At 47.5% G+C, this 25,424-nt stretch carries 19 protein-coding genes; 2 read left to right on the top strand and 17 right to left on the bottom strand.

Annotated elements, in window-relative coordinates; genetic code table 11:
- Positions 1 to 12: 12 nt before the first annotated feature.
- The 6 genes from ACYVE4_RS04035 to ACYVE4_RS04010 all read right to left on the bottom strand — a co-directional run bounded on the left by ACYVE4_RS04035 (position 13) and on the right by ACYVE4_RS04010 (position 7,700).
- Positions 13 to 1,590, bottom strand: a complete 1,578-nt coding sequence (locus tag ACYVE4_RS04035) for a hypothetical protein (protein ID WP_460995631.1) — start codon at positions 1,588 to 1,590, stop codon at positions 13 to 15.
- Complete coding sequence (locus ACYVE4_RS04030) at positions 1,587 to 2,441, bottom strand: hypothetical protein (RefSeq protein ID WP_460995630.1); 855 nt, start codon at positions 2,439 to 2,441, stop codon at positions 1,587 to 1,589. The genes ACYVE4_RS04035 and ACYVE4_RS04030 overlap by 4 nt, the downstream gene beginning before the upstream one ends.
- Positions 2,442 to 2,657: 216 nt before the next feature.
- Complete coding sequence (locus ACYVE4_RS04025; RefSeq protein ID WP_460995629.1) at positions 2,658 to 3,944, bottom strand: caspase family protein; 1,287 nt, start codon at positions 3,942 to 3,944, stop codon at positions 2,658 to 2,660.
- Positions 3,941 to 5,539, bottom strand: coding sequence for a M48 family metallopeptidase (locus ACYVE4_RS04020; RefSeq protein WP_460995628.1), 1,599 nt, complete (start codon positions 5,537 to 5,539; stop codon positions 3,941 to 3,943). The genes ACYVE4_RS04025 and ACYVE4_RS04020 overlap by 4 nt, the downstream gene beginning before the upstream one ends.
- A gap of 25 nt (positions 5,540 to 5,564) precedes the next feature.
- Positions 5,565 to 7,151 (bottom strand): caspase family protein, encoded by a 1,587-nt coding sequence (locus ACYVE4_RS04015; protein WP_460995627.1) that lies wholly within the window; start codon positions 7,149 to 7,151, stop codon positions 5,565 to 5,567.
- Positions 7,152 to 7,292: 141 nt separating this feature from the next.
- The gene (locus ACYVE4_RS04010) at positions 7,293 to 7,700 is read right to left on the bottom strand and encodes a hypothetical protein (RefSeq protein ID WP_460995626.1); all 408 of its coding nucleotides are present in this window, start codon (positions 7,698 to 7,700) and stop codon (positions 7,293 to 7,295) included.
- A gap of 178 nt (positions 7,701 to 7,878) precedes the next feature.
- Here ACYVE4_RS04010 and ACYVE4_RS04005 point away from each other — a divergent pair, with 178 nt between their 5' ends.
- The gene (locus ACYVE4_RS04005) at positions 7,879 to 9,687 is read left to right on the top strand and encodes a purple acid phosphatase family protein (protein WP_460995625.1); all 1,809 of its coding nucleotides are present in this window, start codon (positions 7,879 to 7,881) and stop codon (positions 9,685 to 9,687) included.
- Between the two features lie 67 nt (positions 9,688 to 9,754).
- Here the strand turns inward: ACYVE4_RS04005 and ACYVE4_RS04000 are convergent, their stop codons facing one another.
- From ACYVE4_RS04000 to ACYVE4_RS03980, 5 genes are all read right to left on the bottom strand, one after another.
- Positions 9,755 to 11,095, bottom strand: a complete 1,341-nt coding sequence (locus ACYVE4_RS04000; protein ID WP_460995624.1) for a hypothetical protein — start codon at positions 11,093 to 11,095, stop codon at positions 9,755 to 9,757.
- A gap of 141 nt (positions 11,096 to 11,236) precedes the next feature.
- A complete protein-coding gene (locus ACYVE4_RS03995; protein ID WP_460995623.1) occupies positions 11,237 to 14,674 on the bottom strand; it encodes a hypothetical protein in 3,438 nt (1,145 codons plus the stop codon).
- A gap of 82 nt (positions 14,675 to 14,756) precedes the next feature.
- The gene (locus tag ACYVE4_RS03990; protein WP_460995622.1) at positions 14,757 to 16,247 is read right to left on the bottom strand and encodes a hypothetical protein; all 1,491 of its coding nucleotides are present in this window, start codon (positions 16,245 to 16,247) and stop codon (positions 14,757 to 14,759) included.
- 9 nt (positions 16,248 to 16,256) lie between these two features.
- A complete protein-coding gene (locus ACYVE4_RS03985) occupies positions 16,257 to 16,700 on the bottom strand; it encodes a hypothetical protein (RefSeq protein WP_460995621.1) in 444 nt (147 codons plus the stop codon).
- 80 nt (positions 16,701 to 16,780) lie between these two features.
- The gene (locus tag ACYVE4_RS03980; protein WP_460995620.1) at positions 16,781 to 18,286 is read right to left on the bottom strand and encodes a hypothetical protein; all 1,506 of its coding nucleotides are present in this window, start codon (positions 18,284 to 18,286) and stop codon (positions 16,781 to 16,783) included.
- A gap of 119 nt (positions 18,287 to 18,405) precedes the next feature.
- On the opposite strand from ACYVE4_RS03980, the gene ACYVE4_RS03975 reads away from it, so the two are divergent.
- Positions 18,406 to 20,172, top strand: coding sequence for an Ig-like domain-containing domain (locus ACYVE4_RS03975; protein ID WP_460995619.1), 1,767 nt, complete (start codon positions 18,406 to 18,408; stop codon positions 20,170 to 20,172).
- A 30-nt stretch (positions 20,173 to 20,202) separates the two neighbouring features.
- On the opposite strand, the gene ACYVE4_RS03970 is transcribed toward ACYVE4_RS03975, so the two are convergent.
- The 6 genes from ACYVE4_RS03970 to ACYVE4_RS03945 form a co-directional block, all read right to left on the bottom strand.
- Positions 20,203 to 20,610 carry a PIN domain-containing protein gene (locus tag ACYVE4_RS03970; RefSeq protein ID WP_460995618.1) on the bottom strand — a complete coding sequence of 136 codons (408 nt, stop codon included), beginning with the start codon at positions 20,608 to 20,610 and terminating at the stop codon, positions 20,203 to 20,205.
- On the bottom strand, positions 20,611 to 20,844 hold the full coding sequence (locus tag ACYVE4_RS03965) for a hypothetical protein (RefSeq protein ID WP_460995617.1): 234 nt from the start codon (positions 20,842 to 20,844) through the stop codon (positions 20,611 to 20,613).
- Positions 20,845 to 21,012: 168 nt separating this feature from the next.
- Positions 21,013 to 22,302 (bottom strand): hypothetical protein, encoded by a 1,290-nt coding sequence (locus ACYVE4_RS03960; protein ID WP_460995616.1) that lies wholly within the window; start codon positions 22,300 to 22,302, stop codon positions 21,013 to 21,015.
- A gap of 9 nt (positions 22,303 to 22,311) precedes the next feature.
- Positions 22,312 to 23,838, bottom strand: a complete 1,527-nt coding sequence (locus ACYVE4_RS03955; RefSeq protein WP_460995615.1) for a right-handed parallel beta-helix repeat-containing protein — start codon at positions 23,836 to 23,838, stop codon at positions 22,312 to 22,314.
- Between the two features lie 61 nt (positions 23,839 to 23,899).
- Positions 23,900 to 24,427 (bottom strand): hypothetical protein, encoded by a 528-nt coding sequence (locus tag ACYVE4_RS03950; protein WP_460995614.1) that lies wholly within the window; start codon positions 24,425 to 24,427, stop codon positions 23,900 to 23,902.
- A 41-nt stretch (positions 24,428 to 24,468) separates the two neighbouring features.
- Positions 24,469 to 25,353 carry a c-type cytochrome gene (locus ACYVE4_RS03945; protein ID WP_460995613.1) on the bottom strand — a complete coding sequence of 295 codons (885 nt, stop codon included), beginning with the start codon at positions 25,351 to 25,353 and terminating at the stop codon, positions 24,469 to 24,471.
- Positions 25,354 to 25,424: the final 71 nt, after the last annotated feature.

Below are 25,424 nucleotides of genomic sequence, written 5' to 3'. Positions count from 1 at the left end.
GAAAACGGTTGGCTAGGGGTGGGTATTGTCCGCAGGGCCTTTATGAGCGCGTTTATGTACTTTTGCATGCTTAGGTTTATCATGGTAGAGCTTTTCAAATACCTCCGTAACCGTAGCAATGTAAACGCCTATGATAATCAGATTAATCAGATGATTGAAGAATGCGATGGCTCCTAACAGAACAACAAACGCCAGTAGATAGGCTCGTTTTTCAACCATATACTGCCGAACTCGATACCCTATTTCCCGAATGGAATCCCACACCACAATCCACGGGCCTTTTCCCTTCGACGGAATGTGTTCATTGATCGGATGAACTTCCTGAATTAACAGATAGCCTATGCCCCAGAAACCGACTAGAAGGTACAACAAATACCCATAGCCGATCAAATGACTGCCCGCCAGGAGGTTCATAAACATGTTCAGCAGGAGTACCGATCCATGCATTGGGCCTACCAATGTATGGTGCATATCGCGCTCAGGATCTTCGAATAAGCCAATAAATACGATATTCCGTTTGCAGCGGTTGTAATTATCCCGAAGCTGATCCTGAAAAGCGCGTCGACCGCTGAATTCAGATGTGTCAGTATCCGTCACCTGGCCGAGATAGTAAAAACTGTCCCGAAGTTGCCCGGCGGCTTCCTGCAAATTCTCTTCCGGCTCAGGATTAATTAACTTAAAGAGTGAATGCCACATCGGATGAGGCTCTTCGGAGCCTGCTTCGGTTTCGCGACTAACGTCTTTATTATCTATCCAGAAATCAGGTACGAAGGTGTCCGATAATACAAATCCGCTGGGCTTCTTTCTCAGTTTTGGTGGGCAACTCTGGTGTGGAATAGGTGTTAAATGCTGGATGCTATCGTAGAGAACGTAGGCCAGACTAGGTAGCGAATCGGGATTTTGCTCGTAGAGTTTATAGCGGAAAAATTTGCCTTCATAATATTTCCTAATATCGACCGAACCACCTGCCATTGCATCGGTATCAATGCTCAGATTGCCTCTTATCGACCTGCTTTGGGCCAGATCACTTTTCGCGATTAATAACTTTCCTTCGGAATTAAGTGCATTGAGTGCGTCCTGAAGGGCTTTGTCTTGCGTCCGATCAGTCGAAAAATCGCCAAAGGTTAGATCACACACCACCATGCTGACAAAATCGCGGGCGGAATCCTCTGTGGTGTTGAGGGAAGTTAAAAATTGAGCCAGTTTCTGGCGATCGGTAATAAGTTGATTGGCTCGCCAGGTTGCGTTTATCGACGAGTCAGGAATCAGCGCGAGGTCGTGGGAAACATCGACCAAGAGGAGCCGATTATCACCTAATAAGGCATTGATCGACTGATTCTGATGGAGTTGGCTGTGGAAATGGTGCAAGCCCGAAAATAGAACGGCCTGTTCGCCAAGTAGCAGTGGAAATTGTCCCGAGCAACCGACTGTAAAAACGGTTAACAAAATCGAATTCGCAATCGGAAATACCCAACGAAAGGTTTTGCGGGAAACCGATTTTAACAGCACATAAACCGCCGTGAAAATGGCTAAAAATAGTCCACTTTCGAGTAGCCAGCCATGTTCTGCTTCAAGCTCCAGAATGTTCATGGTGTACAGCCAATATGTTCAGTACGAAGCAGATTACGGATTACCTGACGTTGAGCTGAATGATACAGAGCCGGGCTAACACATTGTTTGCCACCCCAATTATGCGTTAAGAAAGTCACCAATCGTTCTGGTAATTCGGTACACGGCGGCTGATCATCCCTTGTCCAGGCGCGTAAAGAGCGAACCAGTTGTGCCCGATTATCAGGGGATAAAAAATAGAGCGTAACAGGTCGTACTTCGTCTTCAATAGTCATGGTAATTGGCAAATAACGTCCGGTTGGTGAGTCGGGTAGAAGGCTCGCATACAACAGCAGTTCTGTTTTTTGAGCATTCAACGGTAGCGGATACGATTTTTTATCAACAATAAGGGCAAACCGAGTGGCGGGAGTAAAATCGCCCAATCGAATATGCAGTGTATCCAGAACAACGGTGGTGTCCTGAAAAAAACAGCGCTGATTATCACCGGGTTTTACATCCGTATTCAACTCTCCCCGACCGGCTGCCGTACTCACCGATTCATTGAAGAATGTTCCCTCTCCGCCCGAAGTGGGTTGCCAGAATCGAACTTTTTTATCGGGATAATGAATAGCCACCTGATAGCGGGTTAGTTTTTCGGCCCGTACCCAATCGGTCAAATATTTCTTAAGTAGCGGTTCGTTTTTCTTTATAACTTCCTCCATTTCGCTTGGAGTGCTGTTCGGTTTGGGAACGGGCAGTGTCGATACTTGTTTGGCTAGCGTCAGATAAGCCGTCGCGGAACCGGGGCATAAACCCACCCGGTATTTAGCCTGACCCTGTGCGGTTAATGTGGCCAGAAACGCAAGGGAAAACACAATCTTCAGAATACGCATGGCTACTTCTATTCGGAATATTAAAACCTCGCTAGTACTTGTTCATACCAAATCTCAGACTAACTCCCGTGTTTGTGTCCTCACAGACACCTTTGCGTCAGCCAAGTCTACCATCCGGTTTGGTGTCTGTGAGGACACAGACACGGGAATTCGTCTGAACGCTAAATGGGAAGTGCACTAGGGTTAACTTCTCAAAGCTGACCCACGAACAACAACCTATTTATCAAACTTTTCCAGTATTTCCTCCAGTCGGCGGATGATGGACGGTAAATCGCTGCGAGCCTGCTGAACGAGTTGATTAGGTCGTTGCGCATACTTCTGGATAACCTGATACCGCTCGTTCACTTCGTCCGTATTGGCTTTCACCCACTTCGTATCGTTGTCGAGTTGCTGCTGGCAACGGGGCGACAGATCACTAATTCGATTGAACAAAATCCGATTCAGACTTTCGTAAAATGGCTTCTGGTTCTTGTAAAATTTTGAGAACGACGCAGCATAGTTATTCGCATTATTGCTGTTAATCGAATTGTTCATGTCGCGGAGCAGCGGCATATCTTCCTTAATTCCCGCCAGCGCAATCTCATTCACAAATTGATTGAGCGGGGGGCAGGGCGCATCGGGTGGGCGATTAAAGGTCGGAGAACGGCTTGCGATGGTTGGTTGAATCGGTTGTGCAGTACTGAACGGCAGAAGTTCCAGCTCAAACTGTGGAGTCTGCGTTTGGCGATTTTGTCGGGCGGTGGCTTCTGTTCGTTTTACTACATCGTCGAGCAGCATTTTCCAGGTCAGCGTCCCTTTTCGATTGGCCGAACACCAGTCTAGAAATGCGTTTTCAAACGAAACACTCATCCAGCCGCCTTTTGGATCACTATGCGAAAACTGATTCCGTTGCGAACTGCTCATCAAAAAACCGCCCTGCCAGTTTCTAAACAGACTTTTAATTCGGTCAGGGCTCAGATTAGTTGGTGGCATGACATCAATTGGACGTCCGCTGGTGATGGGGGATGGTGGATCAGTGCGTTCTTTGTTGCAGGCATCAGCAATGGCAATTGTCAGTCGTGGTTTTTTAGCTCGAATACGCGCATACAACTCGCGGAGGTTACGGGCCGATGCGTCGATAGTAGCAATATCGGCGGTGGCTTTCCCAAAAATGAGGGATGGATACGAATTCTGACGACTGTTAAATCCGTGTCCAGCGAAATAAAACAGCACTACATCATCGTTGCCCGGCGTCAGTTCTGCTAATTTTTTATCGACTTCAACCGACTGAAAGCGAGGTCCGTAGAATCCCGCCATATTCAGGGTGAGACCGCTGTATTGGGCAATGGTTTGCGCTAATCCGCCGTTTCCTGTGAGCGAACTGTAGGTTTTCATATCATTTCCGCCAACAGTCGGATCGTCGGTATCGGCGAAAACAATAAAATGCAGCGTCTGACTCTGAGCTGTCGGAACACCAGTCAGGAGTACAATGATCCAGATTGCAAACAGCAGTGCGTATTTCATGGTCGAGGCCGTTTTGCCGTAGATGGACGCGTTGAACTGGAATAGCTACTCAGCAGACTTAGCATACGCTGGTGATGATCGGTATTGATCATCTTCGTACTCAAATTGGCATTCGCATAAGCGGTTGACAGCAGAAAGCTAACGTGATTAAATCGATCACGCGAACGAGGGTGCGATGCATAAATCGACTCTCGTTTTTCGGTCGATTTACCCGATGTTTCTTTGGCCTTGGTGGGCTCGTCCATCATCTGCATCATCATAGTTGTGGCGGCTACATCCTGCTTCGCGTTTAACTCATCCTGAGCCAACTTTTTCCACGTATTGGCCGCTTCGCGCGGGTCGTAACCCGCATCGTACATATAGCGCAGCCCAATTCGGTCGGCCTGCATCTCCTGCGAACGGCTGTATTCGCTGACGTACATCTCCGAGATAATGTTCAGAAAAGCAATGGGAAAGCCACCGTTTATGGGTGTTCCACCCCGTTGATTGGGCGTGTTTGTTCTGACCATCTGGTTCTGCCGATTGTTCCGATTCGCCGGCTGGTTAGGCATTGTAGTGCCCATTACTGTAGCCACAGACAATACGTCCGTAATGGTTTTCCAGCTTTTCTGATTGCGGAAATTTTTGGCCTGATGCTTCTGCGTAACGTGCGCAATTTCGTGACCTAAAATCGCTGCCAACTGCGCTTCATTAACCACATTCCTGAGCAAACCCGTATGAATCACCACCGTTCCATTCGGGAATGCCGACGCATTCATCGATTCGTCATTGACCAGATAATATTTAAAATCGATGTGATCCGGATGGTCGATGGGCAGCGTTCGTATGTATTCCGGTACCAGTTTTCGCCCCACGCTATTAACATAATCCTGAAGCGTATTGTCGGTAATAAAAGTCTTCGTGAAGGTCTTGCCGATAGTAAGTTTGTTCTTATCGACCTTCATGCCCAGATCGACAGCCTTGCGCATCATCTGATCGTCGGTATCCACTTCGACTGGCTTGACGGTGCCTTTCGATACGTAAATAATGCCATCCGTTTCCCGCTGGCCATGCAGGCTTAATTCACAACCGAGCTGGAGTTCACTAAAGGCGTTGAATTTTTTATCCTTCCATTCATTCTTTCCTGACAGTACAGCACCCTTTTCGAGAATTGCCAACTGCCCATCGACTGAAGCGCGCTGACCGTCTAACAACTCAAACAAACCCGTTAAAGTAACAGGGCCGTAATAGTTGTCGGAAAGCACTACTTCTTTTGCTATATTTTTCAGACTCCGCTGATAATGATCGATATACAGATCGACTTTCATGCCGGACACAACGGCTGCCGATATAATTTTGTCTTCCTGTTTAACCTTGTCGAGCTTGCGGAATTTCTTTAGAAACAGTGTGGTATTATTCACCATTATGGTTGAATAGCGTCCATCCGGATCGTCTTCCAGATAAACCTTCATCTCTTTATAAGGTGCCCCAAAGCTGAGAACCGTAGCATTCGCAATTTTTTTGTCGAGCGGTACTTCATTCATTGTCGTTTGCGCTGTTGATGGCAACGCCAGCGATAAAGGCAGTAGAAAAAGTGGGAAAAATGCCGGTTTCATGATGTATGGATCGAATCAGATAGCGTCAAAAGATAAGATCATCGGTAGTTTGGTTCAGATACTCAGGACGTTGCAAAGCCCCCGCTTTCTGCGATGTTTCGAGTACATCATTACGGACATTTTTTAGGGCCTGTTCCAGATTACTCCCTTTTTTCAAATATCGTAGTAACGCTTCGGTATAACAGCCGTTTCGTCCCGGCCCATTCCAGGCCCGACTTCCGGCAGTGGTTGCCTGGGCCACGCAACAATTACGAATAAAATTCTCGACGACAATGGGAGTAAACGGTGGTGGGGTAAATCGAGCCAGATTATCAATACCTTCCTGCGTAACCGTTTTGATCTTTTTTAAGGGATCTTCGCGACAGGCATCGAGCATAATGACGCAGAATCGGGGATTTTTCTTTTGTAGTTGCTCGATCAGTGTTGTGAGTAAAAACGCATGTTTCGTCAGATCTTCATCGTATCGTTTTGGAATGGTTGGATGCACTTCAATGTCCGTTGGCAGCAGGTAATTAGCGCCATTATACTGGAGCCCGTGACCAGCGAAGTAGAAAAAGACAACGTCGGCAGTGGCGGCATTTTCGTAAAAATCGGTCAGTTTTTTACGAAGCGTAGTTTCATCGGCATCCGTTTCCAGTGTGGTCGAAAAACCTAACTCTTTGAGCCGATTCTCAATCGCTTTCGCATCATTGATCGGCTGATCCTGCAACGGTGGAGAGATATTCAGGTATTCAGAATTACCAATCACCAGCGCGACCCGTTTGCCCGTAAAGGTAGAAGCCAATCCGGTAGTATTCGTTCCGGAAGTTTGCTGATTTGACCCTGTTTTCGATGGTACCAAACCTTGTCGGAGCAGGCCATGCTGCCGCGCTTCAGCATCGGGATAGCCAGGTTTTAAGACCAATGCTTTAGTATAATAATCGGCTGCCCGAGCGTAGTCTTTTTTACGTTCATACGCTTCGCCCAGATCAGTCAGCACGCGATATGCTTCGCCATGTTTAAGGTCTAAACTCGTTTGAAAGTCAGTAATCGCCTGAGCTGTTTTGCCACTGTATAACTGCGCCCGCCCCCGATTTCGATAGGAATAGGGCGAATTTGGATTAAGTGTAATGCCTCTTTCAGCAATATTAAGTGCTTCGGCCAGCCGATTCTGCTTAACGCGGCAATAGCTCAGACCACTGTAGAAATTGGCTTCTTTGGGTTTCAGTTGGATGGCACGTTCGTAATCCGCAGCCGCGCGATCATATTCGCTGACCTGAACCAATAAATAACCTCGCTGGGCATAATAACGAGCAGCTGTATCGACAAGCGCAATCGCAGCCGTAGCATCCGCAATGGCATCAGGATAACGACCGAGTTTGCCACGAACAATTGCGCGGGCAATGCGTACCGCGTCGGCGTTGGGAAGGAGTTGCAGGGCTTCGGAATACAGCGCTTCGGCTTTGGCAGGGTCAGCCTCTTTATCGGCAAGCGAAGTCAGTTGCTGAACCTTTCGCTCTACTGCCGTTTGCGCGTAGAGCAGATTTACTCCCGAATAACCAAGGAATATCCACCCGAAAAACACCCATCGAGAAGCCAGCAGTTGACTATAGACGTAAACAGACCTTGCCATTTCGCCAGTTGATGTTTGAGTGGATACTTGGTTATTTAGCGCTCAATCGACATGATTGTCAAGTTGATAAGAGATTAAATATAAGCGAGTTTGTTGACAAATCAATAGACGTTCGATAGCGTAAAATACTGATTCTCATCGCTATTTTTTTGCCAGAACATTGTACGTCACTGTTGTCGAGGATTCTACGCCAGTCATGGTGCCGCTTAAAGTTGTGTTATTCTCAGACGTGCCCGAAAATGTATAGGTGGTTCCGGCGGCATCGGGTTTTAACGTCGTACTTAAAATCGTCCCGATGATAGAACCCGTTATTTTTCCCGAAGCGTTATTTAGTTTGTAGGTTCCCGCAACTGGATTGTCAGAACTGGTGATCGTTACGCTCAACGGCTTCTGGTCACTACTGTTGGCCTTATTTGTTGCAGTACCATTGTAGGTTCCTTTTAATTCGGACTCTTCTTTTACTGGAGCTTCCTCGATACTACAACTGAGGAAAACAATCGAGAAGAGGCTGCAGACAAGGAGGAAAGCGATTTTGGACGAGCGAATCATAACGTGTTTCTGGTTTGTTAGTGGACATTAAATGAGCCACAATGTTACAGGCAAACATTCCGTCACGAAATAGTTAGTGCTAACTACTTTTCGAATTATGCAGACTCACATAGTCTTTCTCAGAAACCAGGAAGTAGTATAAAGGTACGTCTACATACGACGTAAAAACCATAGTTGAATGGGTACTAACGAAGCCATGAAGCGTCTCTTCTTTTCCGTTACGAATCTAATTGTTTTAGCTATTTTCAGTTGTTTATCCTGTAAAACCAGTCAGGAATCGGCTCCGGCATCGGTCAAAGAAGTAATGGATGGAGCGGTTACTCGTCTGTATACTACGCTAAAACCAGAGCAACTGGATACGATTAGCCATGCGTATGTACTTCATTTTCTGAGTGATTCGGAGAAAAAAATACTGGCTACCCAATATTGGACATTTGAGGTTGATGTGCCTGTAACCGTTTCGCTTATGCGGCATCAGGATCAGAAAGTATTACCATTCTGGCTGAACGAAAGTGGTTTTCGAAAAACCGATCTGCTCGTGAAAAATGAAGAATATACTTACGAAGTGTGGCAGAAAGCATTTCAGCCCGGCAAAATACAGCTCGGTATCAATGGATTCGATAAACACCGCCCTGTGTATTTCATCAGTGTAGGCGCGCAAAAACCGGGCGATAAAGTAACTATTTCAAACGTTTATCCAGCGCATCAAACGTTCGATACAATGCGTGTCGGTGCGTTCACCTACCACGACTGGAGTGACTTAACGTTGACAGAAGTGCCAGCATCGTTACGTGGACAGACACTGTTCCAGACGATTCGCGGACGGGCCAGAGAAGCGCACCTAATTGGTGCATTCCGAAAAACTAATACACCCTCACAGGAACAGCCCGATCAGATTTTGCTCACGTGGAGTAATGATCCGGCTACCACACAGGACATTCAATGGCGAACGACGGCTTCGGTTAAAGACGGTTGGGTGCAATATTGGGTAAAAGGCACGACGGATACGCTATCCAAACAGGCATCTATTTTTCGGATGGAAGATCGCTTATTGCAGAATGATCGCTATGTGAATCGGTTTACGGGGCAGTTATCAGGTTTAAAGCCGGGCGAAACGTATGCGTATCGGGTAGGCTCAAAAATAGGCCAATGGTCAGCTCCGGCTTCCTTTAAAACGCAATCATTAACGTCCGATGGCTTTTCGTTTATCTGGTTTGGCGACACGCATAAATCGCCGGACTGGGGCGCTATGGCCCGAAAAACAATAGCTCGACATTCAGATATTGCCTTTTACTCGATTGCTGGAGATCTGGTTAGTACCGGACTGCATCGAAACGAATGGGATGAACTCTGGCAGCATTCAGGCAACATTTTTCGCTATAAACCGCTATTGCCGATTCCTGGAAATCACGACAGTCAGGATGGATTGGGCGCGTGGATGTATCAGGAAATGTTCAGTTTGCCCAAGAATGGCCCTGCTCATCCAGAGGTTCCTACCGAACAAACGTATGCATTTACCTATCAAAATGCGCTCTTCCTGATGATCGACGCTACAGCACAGATTGAAGCGCAAACGACCTGGATCAAGGAACAACTTGCTACCTCAAAAGCGGAATGGAAATTCGCCTTTTTTCATTTCCCTCCCTACAATTTTGAGGAAGATTACGCCGACATCCGTAGGGAATGGTGTCGGCTATTCGATCAATACCACGTCGATATGGTCATGAGCGGACATGTGCATTATTACCAGCGAACGAAGCCGATGTTTGCCGAAAAACCCGTTGCGACACCAGCGCAGGGTACGATTTATGCTATTTCCATTGGTATACCCAGCGAACACGAAATCTGGCCTGATGCCGACTATGCCCAAGTTCGCTATAAAAACGGCCCCTTTTATCAATACATGAAAATTGACGGGAAAACACTGAAATATACCGTGTATGACGCCAACGAAAAAGTAGTGGACGAATTAACGATTATGAAGTAATAAAGCTGAGTAAATCAAATTTTGTTATTCTGAACGTAGTGAAGAATGACAAAAATAGTTAGTGCTTCTATTCGTATCGAATTAGCGCCTTCGTTTTCACTCGCCAGACACCGTTTTCGAGTACGGCTTCACCATCCCGGCGCATAGAAATTCGGGTGTAAGCGGTGCTATAGCTGTTTTCACTTTCGCAGGCAGGCTCGATCATATAATTCCGATAGGTCAAAAAACGCGCCAGGCGACTTGGCTCCGCTTCGAATCGAAAAGTAGCAACAGACGGATTATCTGCATTTACACTAAACCGATAAGCCGACTCGGGCGACAGTGCGCTAGCCTTCTGAGAAAGATCAAACTGCCCGGATGGATCGGGTGGGGGAAAATAAAATACTTCAGAACGATTGAGTGGGGGAAGCGGCTCGAGCGGTGGCAGTGGAGGTAAAGCTGTTTGCGTCTGAATAGGCTCAGGTGGCGTAGTAGGCTTCGTTTTGGGCTCAACGGTTGGTTCGCCGGAACGAGAAACGGGTGGGATTTCTGTTCGTTTACTGCCGGCCTGCTGTTTCAGCTGTCGGATGGCAATCAACGGGTTTTCACCCCCTAATTCTGCAACAATTGCGTCATAAGCCGAAGCTTTCTGTCGGTAATCCGTCCGAATGCTATTCACATCATTCCCAGATTTTGCTCGCTGAGCGGTTTCTAAAGCATTTCGTACGCGATTGTTTTCATCCTGTAAGGCGTTGATTTCGGCTAGTGCCGTCCGATAAAGTAAAAAATAAACGGCTCCTCCACCAGCCAGCAAACCACCAATCGCATATAAAATCATTGTCCAAAGATCTTTGTCGTTCCGTTCTTTTAGCTCTTTTTCTAACTGCGACAGCCGGAACAACGTCGGATCAACGTCTGTAGTGTCTCCTAGGCTACCATCTTGTGTAGGGGCGGGAGCGGCAGCTGTTGGTGCGGTTTCTGACTCTTGGTTAGGGGGCAGTAAACCATCAATTTTTTGTAAGATGGCCAGTTGTACAGCTGGACTAAGTGGTTTACCGTAATTATTATCGTTCTTATAACGGGCGTAAAATTGAGCTAATTGCCTGCGAATTGCCGCGTAGGCATCCGCAGATGACATAGCGGCAAAGGCAGCTGTGTTTTTCAGCATACTCAGCTCTTCCATTTTTGCCCCGACCGCGTCCCAACCACCAACCGATCGGATAATCGTTTGCGGATCGCAGCCGTCGCCACAATCTAAAAGCTGGTCATAAATATCCTGTGCTTTCGGCTGATTAATAGCCGCAAACACGGTTTTGGCAACGTCCTTTGTCAACGTATCAACAGCCGCCTGATTGGCATTTTGGGCAACAGTACACGTTGCGAATGCGAGTAAACTTAGTAAGGTTAAGAAAAGGGGAGTTGTTCGCATAATGTTGTCAGAACTAGAACTAAGATTAAACTCCCCGTGTCTGTGTCCTCGCAGACACCCGTGCGTTAGCAACGTCTACCATTCGGCAGGGCACCTGTGAGGACACAGACACGGGGAGCCAGCATGACAAAAAATAGTTGTCTATGCTAGCGCGTTGGCCAGTTTATTGATCGCACCGATTAGCGGATAGAAAAACAACGTTTCTTCAATCGGAGCACCCAACGCATCGGTCATACCGCTGTATTCGGCCATCAGATCGCCTTCTTTGCGTTGAATGCCATCCATGAGCGATGTATCCAGATGCGTCCGCAATTCCTGCTGTGCCACGACCAGTGAGCGGGAGGATACGTTCAGATTTCTGGCGAAGCTAAACTGCTGATTCACGGCAAAGAAGAAATCGATGAACGCATTGGTTTCCTTAAGCAACGAGTCGGTCACTTCTGGTTTACGCAGATCTGCGTAACTCAGGGTTGGATACTCATCGTTGAACGTGGCTGGATACACATAGTTGATTGCTTCCGTATCGACCGGGCGGTTGTTGGCGGGCTGCATCAGCGCCCCTTTGCAGGTTACCTCCTTTGGTCCTTTGCGTTCGTAGAACAACGTCAAACCGCTGGCATCGTACGTTTGCTCATACACTTTCTCGAAAATCACCCGCGCCAGTTTGCCCAGCATCTGATCGTCGGAGCTAATGATTGTCAGTAGTTTAGAACCCGTTCCACTAAAGGTAATTGCTCCTGGTAAGTTGATTCCTTTGTGTTTCATCAACCGGGCAATGTGATAGAGCAGCGCCGTGTAGAAGAGCACAAAAACCACTTTCAAGTCTTCATCCTTCGCCAGCATCCCGTTGAACGACAGCATGCTTTTGGCTTTCACATCGTTACTTTTTTCAATCGAGAACCAGAACGCCATAATATCTTCCGAGCGATTCGTATCCAGGATTCGTCGGTTATTATCGCTCAGATTACCAAGGCTCTGGCTGTCGAGCAGCGTCTGTATGCGATCCGCGTATTTGCGGACGAAACCGTTATGGCTGGCTGCCCCGTATTCGCTGAACGCATCACCATAAATGGCATTTCCGGCAAATCGGAAGGAAGTCAGGAGTTTCGGCTCATTGCGCTCATACACAACGACATCCGACGTACCACCGCCAATGTCAACATTAATAACGGGTCGGGCGGAGGCACTCAGGGTTGGATTCTGCTTGTAATAATAGAACGGAGCGACAGACTCGGAAACTTCACGCAACCGTCCGGCTGCTCCGCCAATGTAACGGTCGTAGAGCGTTTGCCAATCGGCCCGTAGTTGACTAACGCGACCGGGTGTCATGCTGGCCGGGAAAAACCAGTAAACAGTTGTGTTTGCCAGATTACCGCCTTCCGTCAATACTTTATTTTTAATGAGCATCAGCAATTCTTCCAGGAACGCTTCTACACGACGTTCAGTCTGATCGCTGGTTTTGGCCCATTTTAGGTTGGTCGTAATGCGGTTGGAACCTGCTGGTTGACGCTCAACGTAGAACGGAATATTGAAGTCAGCCAAGGCCTGCGTTTGCTGATTGAAACTCAGGTTCATTGGCTCCGCAATCGCGGTGCGCGTCGGGAAATTGTCGGGCTTGCCGGGGCCAATGGTTGGTGGTACAAATTCCAGATCGTAGAGCAAAAACAGCTCAAATAACGCCGGATTATATTGCGCCGGAGCGACTAACGTAGCGACTTGTGGAGTCAATTCAGCCACATCGAACGGTCGTGGTGAACCACCGTCTACTTTGTATTCAACGTGTGTGTTCGTCGTGCCAAAATCGACCGAAAATTCGAACTGCTTGCTACCGCCATTATAAATCTGCCAGCGCGGAATCAGGAGACCGTTCATCTCTTTGCCATCTCCGCGAATGTGCGCTTGCAGGTAATCGAACTCATTTCGCAGTACATAATACACGCTCGATCCGTCGGTATTCTGCTGACGAACGGTGCGCTGATGCTTCGATTCAATAGTGATCTCAGCATTGCTCTGCTGACCGAAATACGTTAGTTCATATTGATTCTGGCTGTCAAAACCCGACTCGATTAACTGAACCCGATAGTCGGCAGGAACGGTTACAGCGCCGGAGCGAACAAACGGATAGATATTAACCGTGAACGAATTTTCAACAATAATGCCCTCGTTCGTCAGCTCATTTGGCGCACTTGATCCGCCAGCCGTGGTGCTATACAAACGCTCGAACGTGACGAACTGATTGCCGGGCTGGCTAGGCGCTGTAACAGGAATGTCGAGCGTAACGGCAATGCCACCACTTTGCGGAGTCATCTTCAGTCGAACGCGTCCATTGAACAAATCGTCGACGTCGAAGAAATCGAAGAAATCCTTTTTCAGTGGTAACAGAAAGCCTTTGTCGGTTGCGGGCGTTTGCAGATTTCCGTCGAAGAATCGACCCCGATCGGTTGGGAAAGGAAGTCGAATCAGGTACGGCTCCAGGAAATCGCTGACAGTGAGCCAGGGGTAATTTCCCGGCTGACCCGGTAACGGTCGCTGATTATCCCGCCATGATTCACGAGCGTAATAGGGGACAGGAGTATTCGAATTCCACAGCGTTTGTGGTACGTAGGTAAACTGCCGGAAAAAGCGGTTCTGCAACACCATCGGGCGCGGCAGGGAACTCCCATAAATCCGATTATATTTATCCGACTTGATGATGAAATCGCTGACCTGACCAATAGCGCGTGAGTCGGATTTCTTCTTGCGAAGTGGAAAACCCAATACTTCAACAATGTCGCCTGGTCCAGTAGTTAACTCATCGAAATCCTGATCGAACTTCTCGCGCGTCAGTAATGGCTGGCCGTTATGGGATTCAATATGTTCGTAAAACAGGCCCGGATTATGCTGCTGTAATAACGCTCGACTTCGGTTCAGGTAATCGTCAACCTCGCGGAAACGGTCGCGGAAATTCGGCATGAATTGCTTAATCGCATACCAGAATTTTTGGTACTCAATATCGCGCTGATATAACGGGCAAACCGACGAATCGAAAAGACGGTCGTTCCCCATTGATACATCAACCCAACTCAGGTCATTCCCCGAACTAAAAAACAGCGTTTTCGGCGACGTTCCACCAACTACGCGACCGCGATAATTCAGCACAAACAGACGGCTGATATCGCCAAAATTGTATTCCGGTGCGTCCTGATCCAGGAACAATTTCAGCGCATCGCCCAGTCGTTTATGCCCTAGGTTAGTCGATTGCCGGAGCCGTTCGAGATCGGTGCGGATATCAAATGGGGTGATCGTAACGTAGGTTTTGAGCTTGTCGTAGTTGAAAAATAATTCGCCCACGTCGAGCGCGTCGGATACGATACGCTGGTCGTTCACGGTACCGCTCAGATCCGGCTTAAGTGCCAGATTCAGGAACGCCGACCGGACTAAGTCCATTCGGGCAAATGGGCTGGGAATCGATGTCGGTTGCTTGACCGTCTGACCGCCTTGTGGATCGCGAATAGCCGCAATTTGATCCGTGCCGAACGGTTTACTAACGTACCAGTGCAATCCCGGTACCGGGTTATGTAGGCTGAATGTTGTTGGCATCTTTTCTGTTTCAGATTTCGGGTTTCAAGTTTCAGGTTAGCCTAAGACGAACGTGAAACTTGAAACCCGAAACATTGAACAATTAATAATCAAGCACTTTAGGTAGCTTCTCCCGAACAAACTGGTCGGTGGCTTCCGAAAATAACTGAATGAATTTGTCGGCTTCGCTGCCGTAAGCTTTTCCTTCGGCAGTCTTGTTGAGCATCTGGTCGAAGTCGTCCACGATGTCGAGTTTCACATCCGATTCTCCGCCGAAAATACCTCGCTTCTTAGGCTCGAACCCGCGAACGGTATGGCCGAGATTGCCCGCATCGAGCAGGAACGGTTCGAACGAGCGTTTGTTTTCGCGCATCTCGGTAAGCCATTGCCGGAAAGCCGCATCGAAGTTTTTGACGCTATTGAAAAACGACGAATTCAGAAAAGACGTCGAAATGGTCGGATTCGCTTTGGACCACTGTACCGTGCCGGCCGCCTGACGAAGACGCTGGCTTAGATACGTACTGAACAGGGCCATTTTCGATAGCGGCAAGCTGATCAGTTGTTTGGTGGCCGCTGCCAGATTTCCCAATTGGATGCTAATGCCATCCTGCTCAATGCCAAATTCTTTAAACACCGGATTCACAGGCCGACCATTGGAAACGGCTAAGCTACTATCGTCGGTATTCATAAAATCGACTATAGCTAAAGCCGACGCCATTTCCACAAAATGCGCTTCGTTTTTTTGCCCGCCCGCACCCGGATCGTAGGTGTATGCTTTCGTCTGATCATCGCCGATGTAATACAAAGCGTTGACCGACGGATTCACACCTTTCTGGTAATAGTTCAGCGCTGCTTTGGTTTTGGCGATGAACGAAGCTGGATCAATCAGTTTATTCTCATTGGTCGTCAGACTGAAGTACGGCATCACCGTGACGGCACCAATTTTCGCATCGCGCAGAAACGCCGGATTAGGAATCTGCCCCAGCGACTGTGCTCCCCGAATGTTTTTTAGCAGAATTGGAAAACCTGCCGCACCCGTTCCCCCAAAAATTGAACTGACGATAAAAATGCGGTCGTTCGCGCCGAAGTTCTCCGCAAAGGCCTGAAATACATCGGAATAGCGAAACTGATTCAGAACTGTACTTCCAATATTTGGATTGCCGACGAAGCCAATGTCCATTTTCGTTTCCAGATTTTCTTCCGAAAACAGGAGACTCGCAAACGCTTTGGCAGGCGCGTCCAGCCCTTCGTAATTGATGTAATCCCGAAACTTCTCCTGTTGGACGCCCTGTAATTCAAATACATAGCTATCCGCAATCGTAGCATTGCCGCCAATGGAGCGATTTAGGGTTTTGATTTCTGTACTAAAGAAACCCGATGTTGGCTTGGTTTGCAGATTTGCGCGAATGTTGCTGTATTCCCGCAGTAAATCTTTTGTGCGCAACAGATCGTCGTTGGTTGCATGGGGGTCTAATACAATCGGAATGATCTCGTCGGTATTGTTCAATTTCACGCCAGAGGCCAGCAAAAACGTGAGTGCTTTCAACACCCGCGAGCCCGTTCCGCCAATCGCGAAGACAAATAGTTTAGCCATTAATTTTTATCATTTTGATGGCCACAACATGGGCCGGTGTTTGGCATTTTTACTGAAATTTTTCATCACCATCGAGATGATGAAGAAAATGATGACGGTCAGAAGGGCCATCTCGAAGGCATAGCTTAGGAAAACGCTGATTCCCTGATCGAAAAGTGTGCCTTGGTCGGGATCGGCTTCGTCGCGTGGAATATCCTGCCCTGCTTTCTGGTAACAGGTGACCAGTGTAATGATAAACACAAAGATGGAACTTACACCCATCATTAGTAACCAGCTACTCATTTCGCTGAAACTCACTTTGTTGAAAGGCCAGATGTAGAAGGCAAACGCAACGACGAGCGAGATACCAATGGCCGTCAGAGTAAGTGGAGAGAGCAACTCTTCCTGATATAAATCTTCAAGCAACGCGCTGTTTACGAACAGGTTGTAAAAATTATAAAGCGATTCTTCCATAGTCCAATGATTGAATGAGAGAATGGTAGAATGAGTGAATAATATTGGCGAAAACCCTATTCAATCATTCTACCATTCTCTCATTCTAAATTGATTGTTAGTGTAAAGTAGTCGGTTTGATTGTTGGGATTGTAGGCTCGTTCGACGCCTTGTAATAGGTTTTGGAGGCCGAATGTTGAGCTGGCATCGGGTGATAGGTCATTAGTCGTGTTCGTGTTGGTAATCCATCGAGGAGGAAACTCGCGACGAAGCCGAATGGTTGCGGTCCGTTCACCCCGAGCGGGCTTATCGGTCGTTAGTAACAGCTTGTGTGTGGTGCCGTTTGCCCCTGCGTACGACTGAACCGCCGATACTCGGAAATTATCTTTCCCCGACACCGCATATTGACTGGCATCGGTCAATAAACTAGCGGGGACGCGCAAAGCGGATAAATCGACAGCTACCGGAATGGTTAGGCTTTTATCCGTCACATCAGGTTGTATATCGGTCAGCGAATGAATCGCTTTGGAATGGTTTTTTACTTCTTCAGCCGACCGTTTAAAGCGCCCTTTCCGGGCTGGATCGGTTACCAGAATGCTATAAAACGGCGTCACAGCTTTGTCATCTCGACCGAAAAACCAGGAATCCTGATAGCCTGGTAATTGCTCAAAACGTCGAATGGTTTGGTAGGTTTGATCCTGATACAATCGCTGCATCGCTTCGTTGCGGCCAATCAGACAGAGGTAATAAGGACGTTCGCCAGCGTACTTTTTCTTCGCATTGTTCCAGCTATAATACGTACCATCAAAATCGCTTTTGAGCTTGATAACCAGCATCGAATGCGTATTAGCGTATGGGTTAAATACCGTAGTTAGTAAGGAACTGGCGGCATCCAGCGTTTTCTGCGCACTCATGCCTGTCAGGCTGGGGTCTGAATAGATCAGGTCGGAAACCAGCACGCTCAGATCGTCGCCAGACGTGTTTTTGAGGATGTCGCTGAAAATGCCTTCAAAATCGGTGCTGGTTGTTTTTCCTTTGGTTTTGGCGACCGTAAAAATGTCGCGCTCCTTAAAAAACTGCGACAGCGATAAACCTAAGTCGTTGACTTCGGTATTCACCACAAACAGTTTCCCCTGATTGGGATTCACCGCGTCAAATTGCGTCAGTACATTATTGAGTGTTCGCTTAAAGGCACCATTGCCATTGGGCGCATCGTACGGAAACATACTGGCGCTGGCTTCGAGGTAGAGTTTCAGCCGAAGTGGTTTGCCCGAAGTAGCTGCGCCCGATAAGTTGATCGTAGGGTTTTTACCGTCTTTCGCTAACTTTCGATAGGTGCGATTGCGCTTGATGTAGGCCACTAATGCCGATTCATCCAGCTTTCCATCGGGCGTTAGCAACGCGACGGTTTTCTTGTCCTTGCCTAATTCTTTGCTTTCCTGGCCAATAAAAACCCGGAGCGCATCGGCTTCGGCTACGTCGATGGTGTTGTCATCCAGCGCATCGCTAATTTGCTCGTCCAGCTTATCGGTAGAGCTGGAACAGGCCACCAATCCGCCGAGCGAAGCAATGAAGAACAGCAGTGCGCAAAAACGGGTACAAATCATGAATGGTTAAAATTTCTTAAATTTCTATAGAACGTAACGAAGACACCATCCATTTTATGTCAATCGGTACGCTTAAACGATGAACGGACGTTTACCTTTGTAATCTGATTACACCCAATATGACGTTTCGCCATTTCGTTTTTTTTCTTTTACTGGCTCTCCCGATTTTTCTGCAGAACTGTGCACAGGTTGCTCAACCCCCTGGTGGCAAGAAAGATACGTTGGCGCCCAAGTTAGTGAGCAGTATGCCAGCCAACCGGCAGTTGAATTACGATGGCAAGTTCGTTGAACTGGAGTTTGATGAGTACGTGAACAGTGAAAATCTTCAGCAAAAAATTACGATCACCCCGCAGGACAGCAATACGTTCGTCGTAAAATCGCTTCCGAAGGGTATTCGACTGAATTTTAACAAGCCATTTCTCAAGAACACAACGTATACCATCGACTTCGCCGACGGCATCAAAGATATTACCGAGCGGAACATTGCCAAAGATACGAAGGTGGTATTCAGTACAGGGTCAGTAATCGATTCGCTCTACCTGACGGGTAATGTGGTCGATGATGAAAGTCGGACACCGCTGTTGAGTTTTGTCGTTGGGCTATTTGGTCCAAATGATACGCTGCCCATCAATCGAAAACGTCCGCAGTATTTTGCCCGGACGGATAGCAACGGCAATTTCCGAATCGAAAACGTGAAAGCTGGGCCTTATAAAGTGTATGGGTTCGATGATAAGGACTTGAATTTGGTGAATAATACGCCCGGTGAGCGAGTGGCTTTTCGAGATAGTGTGTTGAACCTGAACCGGAATTATACCGATATCAACCTGGTAGCCTTTCGCGGATATGGCAAGCCGCGCATTAGTCGGCGGGAGCGTACGGATGAAACGCTTGGTCTGGAATTAAGCAGTGCTATTGCTGGGTACACTATCCGATTCGGAAAACCCGTGTCTACATCGGCTACGGCTACTACAGCCACATCTACGTCGGCTGCCTCTACCTCCGCGACTTCATCAACCGTAACATCGACCACAAAAGCAACGACGACGGTAGCAAATTCCTCGTCAGCTTCATCAGGAGATACGTTGATTTCGTTTCTGGAAAGCCCGAAGATGATTCGGTTGTTCCGGCCAGCCAATCGAGCTGCTGATGATACAATTCATGTAACGATTATGGCCGAAGATTCCGTGGGCAACGTGACGGAATTGCGGGAGCGCGTTTATTTTTCGCCCCTAAAAACCCGAGCTAAAAACCGAACGGGCTTAAGTGTGCAAGTGAGTCCGCCAACCAGTGATCCGATTGATAATAATCTGGAATTTACACTGACATTCAACAAACCTGTACTGCAATATCATATGGATCAGGTTATTGTCGGTCCTGACAGTACAAAGCCGCTCAAATTTTCAGCTGCTGATCTGGTTTGGAGTAATAATTTCTCCCGATTGGTAATCAAGCAGAAAACGACCCTAAAGGATAGTTTGCTTTTCAGGTTAAAGAAAGGGTCCTTCATTAGTGTTCAAGGCGATACATTGCCCCGGTATTCAGCTCGTTATACAATCGCCACAGATGACGACTATGGATTGCTCGCCGGACGGGTAAGTCTAGCCACTGTTGGGGCCGCGGGAAATAAGATTATTGTCGAATTATTAGATGAAAAATACAAAGTTGTCCGATCAGTCTACGGAACGCCTAATTACAGCTTCGGGCGATTGAAGCCGGGTATGTATAGGATTCGACTGATTATCGATGGCAACGGTAATCGCAAGCGCGATATCGGGAATGTTCAGAAAGGAATTCAGCCCGAACGAATTATCTACGCACCGGGTACCGAAGAAAACGGAACCATCCGAGTCAAACAGAATTTCGAACTGACAGATATTGATTTTTGAGTCAGTCTCTGATTACCTTGTTGGCTTCAATTAAGCCGCAACCCAGTTTTCTAACTTTAACCCTTCTATTCGTTGCATTTCTTTGGTATTAACACTAACGAGTGTATAGCCATGAACAAGGGCGGTGCTTCCAATCAATAAATCGAAATCGCTAATAAGTAATCCTTGTTGGCGCAGGGTTGTTTTCTGTTCTGCAAATGCGTCAAATGCTAAACGAATTGGGATGATTCGACCTTTTAGCGAATTTTCTAATGCTTGGACTTTTGCCCGATTTTCAACTCGTTTGGCTAGGCTGCTATTAGCTACTCCATACAAAAGTTCAAGGATACTAATTTCAGAGATGAAGCAATTTGCAAACCCTATTTCGCGGATTTTCTGACTGATTCCATGTCTATCGTTTAAGTGATGGATCAGAATATTGGTGTCTAGCAAATACATTTAGAGCCGTAAGTCGTCTGTTTTGGTCGTACGGGTAGACTCGATAAGGTGAATTAATTCGTCAGTAGATTGGTCACTCTGCCAACTCCCTGCCAATGCGAAGAAGTCATCTTCCGTTGACGCTAACTCCTCTAGTGATTGCGGCTCCTCTCGGTAAGCAATCTGAAGACGTTTAGCCAGTTCAATAAAGAGCTGGTAGTCGGCTTTATTTTGAGTCTCCAGAACAAGTGTCATATGTTTGGGCTATTTTGTTATAAAACTAAACAACTTCTACGCTTATTTTGATCATAGACGGTGAAATACTACAGCGATAAGCAGTATATCAGGATATTAACAAACGCGTCAATCGCCCGAAAATCCATGTTTTTAGGGCGATTGACGCGTTTTGTAAACAGGTTATTCTCAAAATAAGCGCTTGACTTTAAACGATCCTTCAATTGTGGTCTTCTCCAGCATTTTGCCGGTCTTGAGGTTGAAAATTCCGGCTGACGTTGCCCGAAATGTTCCTTTGACAAACCCGTCTTTCTCGCCCAAATCTTCGATAATAATTCCTCCCTCACTATTTAAAAATCCTTCCTGTTCATCATACCACCAGGAGGCTAGCCCAACCTGATGATCAATTAATTGAACCACGTTCGCATGGTCTGGGGTAGGATCTGATTGTGTGTTCCAGGGATGAGTGCCAACGCCCCCTTTCCAGGTGAGTGTAAAGTGAAATTCTTTCTCAGGATGAGGAGAGGTAATCGTAAATACGTCCTGATTCATTTTGATCACGGATGCACTTTCCGCGAATTCCCAGACACCGCCGTTGATGCGATAAATGGTTCCTCCTGTAGGTACGACGGTAATAGTCGATACCAACCAGTGTTTTCCTGGATCGTCCGGATTTGGATTGTTTAGTTCTACCATGACATTTACCTGCGTTGGTTTCGCGACGGATTTCGGTGATCCATACGTTGCTCCAGAACCTATCGCCGTTAATGTACCGATGCCGCCCAGCGTCCAGGCTGATCCTTTACCTTGGTTTTTGATGTATTTGGGATCTAAAGGAACCGCATCGCCCATAGGTCGCTTTTTCTCAGGAATAATTAACGGAGCGAGTAAGTCATCCGCAAAATACGTTACGACCTGTAGTGCTACGTCTTCACCCGCCATAACGGACGTTTTTACCGGAATGAGTTTGTAATAATGGGCCATTACCCAATCGCTGAAGTGAGTCGTTGCGACCGAAACTGTTTTTGCGGTCTGGTCCACGACGGGTTTAGCCGCAAATCGCCAGATGCCGGTTTCCTCCTGAAAAGCCAGTCCTAGCCCCAATGTGTTTTCGGGCATGCTTTCTTGTTTGGCATACGAGAATTGAATCGTGACAGGACGCTCAAATTGTATGTTATGTGGAAGCAGTCGAATACTCGGTCCAGTGCCAGCAGGGGCCGTATTTTCAACGGCTTGCATACTGATTTGAGTTTCTTTGCTAACAGCCCCAGCAGGAATAATCAATTTGACCGACTGATCGGGAGACCTGAATTCGCCCCCGGCTGGCGTAACAGTGAAGGTCGTTTGAGGACTCGTAGGCTCGCCAATAGCGTAGGTCGGAGTAATGGGTGCGACAACAAGTTCGGAATCGTGTTTACACCCTATAAGTAGGCAAGTTAGCAGGGCTATGCCTGATAGGAAAAAAGAGTGAGTAGACATGGCTCTGCGCTAGTTTTCGCGTTCTACGTTGGCCTGAGCGTTTTGATTAAATGTGTTGCTGGTTGCTGCATCGGCATTGAGTTCGGCACCGGAACCCACATAAATTCCATAACCACCGCTACCACTGATCAGCGTTTTACGAACCAACATCGTAACGTTATCACCATAGAGTAGTAGGTTGGCTCGGTTACCAGCGGCTAATGGCGTACTTCCGGCGTTTAGAATCTCGGCGTTTTCAATAGCGTTTTGCGTACTTGGCGACAGGCAAAGAATTCCTTTCCAGTAAGCCGCTGTATTACCCACGCTCGAGAAGCGAATCTTCTGTGTATCTGTTCCTTTCGCATTCAGGTAGCCCGACTCGTTGATGTGAATCGACACATCGCGGCCCAGCTCAACAGTTACACCTGGATTCAGTTTCCAGGCCGACCGTACGGCTACATCGTTCAGGATTCGGTACGGCGTTTTGTCGGTAAATCCACCCCAGATTATTTCATTGCGCTGGCCTGTTTCGCCAATATAATCGCCGTTAATTTCGACTACGTTACGGCCATTATTACCCGTAAATGTCGACGCTGCATCCAGTTTAGCGACGTTGTCAGTGGAGAGAAGAATACCGGCTTCAGTATTGCTTTGAAATGAGTTCGTCGAGAGTTCGCGTAATTGAGCCCCTTCAGCTACGAACAGACCATAGCCATTGTTTTGAGCGAACAGTGAGTTTTTCACAGCTAACTGGCTTTCTTTAAATAGAACCAGTCCTGCCTTTTTGTTGTCGAGAAGCGTCTGACTACCAGCATTGCGGATTTCTACATACTCCAGTACGTTAGCGCTGCTTCCTGAGAAAAGCATGATTCCTGTCCAGAAACCTTTGGTCTGATTAACACCATCGAAACGGATTTTTTGGTCGGCGGTACCCTGAGCAATCAACTGACCACCGTTGGCATTGATGTCGAATCGAACGTCGCGCTCGAAGGCAATGACTACACCGGGTTTGATAGTCAATTGATGTTTGACCGCAATGCTTTTCGTGACGATGTAATCCGGTAGGGCGGGGTTCAGAATGCGATCTTCCAGCACCGTTTGTACGGTAATATCCGCGCTGATTGCGATGGGCTGCGCTACCGATGCTGAAATCAGTACATTATCGGAATGCGTCTCTTTGCCGTTCGACACTGTAAGCGTCAGTTCGTATTCGCCAACTTCATCCGGCTTGAATGTTGGTTTGGCGGTTGTTGGAGCTGTTATGGTGACAGCGCTCTTGGCAGGTTTGCGAATGAACGTCCACTGATAGGTGAGGGGCGCTCCCTGAGCGTCGCGGGAAGCTGTTCCGTCGAGGGTTACGAGTTGGCCTACCTGAACAGCTTGATCAGTACCAGCATTAGCTACCAGCGTAGGTATTGGGTCAATTTTATCCTTTTTGCAGCCCGTAAGATAGAGGCTAGCTAGCACAAAGAATAGGAAGAAGCGACGAAGGCTTATACTGGAAACAGAGTCTGCCGGGCAACCCGACGAAAACGTAATTTTTGTTGAAGAGAACATTGTATTGTTGTTTAGAAAATTGAGAAAAAGAGAAATTGAAAGAAAAACTTGGTGTTCAGAATCAGCTCCGATTCAGGCAAACATGGCCACTAATGGACACTGTTCGATCTGGATTTTTGCCACTACTGAGCGAGAGCAGTGTACCCGTAAATGTCAGTTCGACCAGCCTGTTGCGATCAAATCGTTCGACTATGACCTGACCATGCGTGAGTATCGATTCGGAAGTTACCCAGGCGGTAGATCCGTAGGATGAGTAGATGAATTGGCTCGACGAATAGGTCATTACACCCATTCCACTTTGTTCAGGCGGATTATTGCCGAGTGAAAAAATGCCCTGGCAGTCCCCACAAAGGGCGATGGACAGATATGTTGTGGTGCCGAAGCCTACATTGAGGTACCAGAATTGGGTAGTACCCTGTTCGGTAAACTGGCAATCATTTACGTTATCGTATCGTCGTGTATGGCCGTCGATTATAAGTTCAATGTGGCTATCCCGTTTGGTTAGGATTGAACTACTTCCTGATTGCGACCTGCTGGACTGGGGATGCGGTGGGCCTAATCCCATTAACAGAAAATGGTTGACTATCATGAGATTGGAGATCATCAGATGAGTGGCAATGAATACCGGTATTACTGAATCGAGCGGAAATAGCGGTAAAGGGAGGCCAATTCTTTGTCGCTGTATTGAGCCGTCATCTTCCAGGGCATATCGTCATTATTGATCTGATGGCCCGTCGGTGTTTTACCTGTGCGCAGCGTATTCACAAATTGAGCCTGTGTCCATCGACCCACGTTACCTGTGCGGGTAATATCCGGTACGGGCGGCTGCCCAGGAGCCAGTGGATCACCACCTTTCAGGGAAGGCTGATGGCAACCCGTACACGATACCGCCAGATATTCTCCTAAGGCAATTCCTTCGGTCGTATCCACGCGAGCTACCATAGGTTTGGCGTGATCAATCTTCTCGACTGACAGGAGAGGCATCTTGTCAAAGTACGCCATTACATTGACCACAGGCCCGAGATCATTGCTCGGAAGGGTATTATCAACAGAAGGGGCTTGCTGACAATACGCAATTAAAGCTTGCAAATCGGCTTCGGAGAGTAGCGTCGTTTCGTGTGAAGGCATAAACAAAAGCGGTCGTCCGGCTCGATCAACGCCATGTCGGAGTGCAGTGAGCCAGTCGGTGGTACTGTAATCGGCAGGTAAGCCGCCTTTGCCTTTTGTTAGATTTGAGGCTACCAGTCGGCCCAAAGCTGGGTCATCGACCATAATTTTCCCGGCCAGATTGGTGCCGTGGCATTCAATACATCCTTTGATGGTTGCCAAATGCTCTCCCGCCTTCAACGTTGCGCTATCGTGCGAGATGGGTAAGGATTCTTTGGCGAATGCGTAGGTTTTCTGGGATCGTTGATTGATGTTATAGGCTATAAAGCCATAGGTCAGCAACCCAATGACGATCAGCGTTAGCAGGCTGAGGCCAACCCATTTTCCAATTTTTTTACGTGTGTTCATGAGGATTTGTTGAAGGATGTCCACGCTGGTATTGCGTTTGACTGGGACAAAATTCAGCCTTCAACCGGCTC

The organism is Spirosoma harenae (assembly GCF_054776975.1).
Note: the sequence above shows the minus strand (reverse complement) of the source record. Positions and strands in the feature narration are given on the sequence as shown.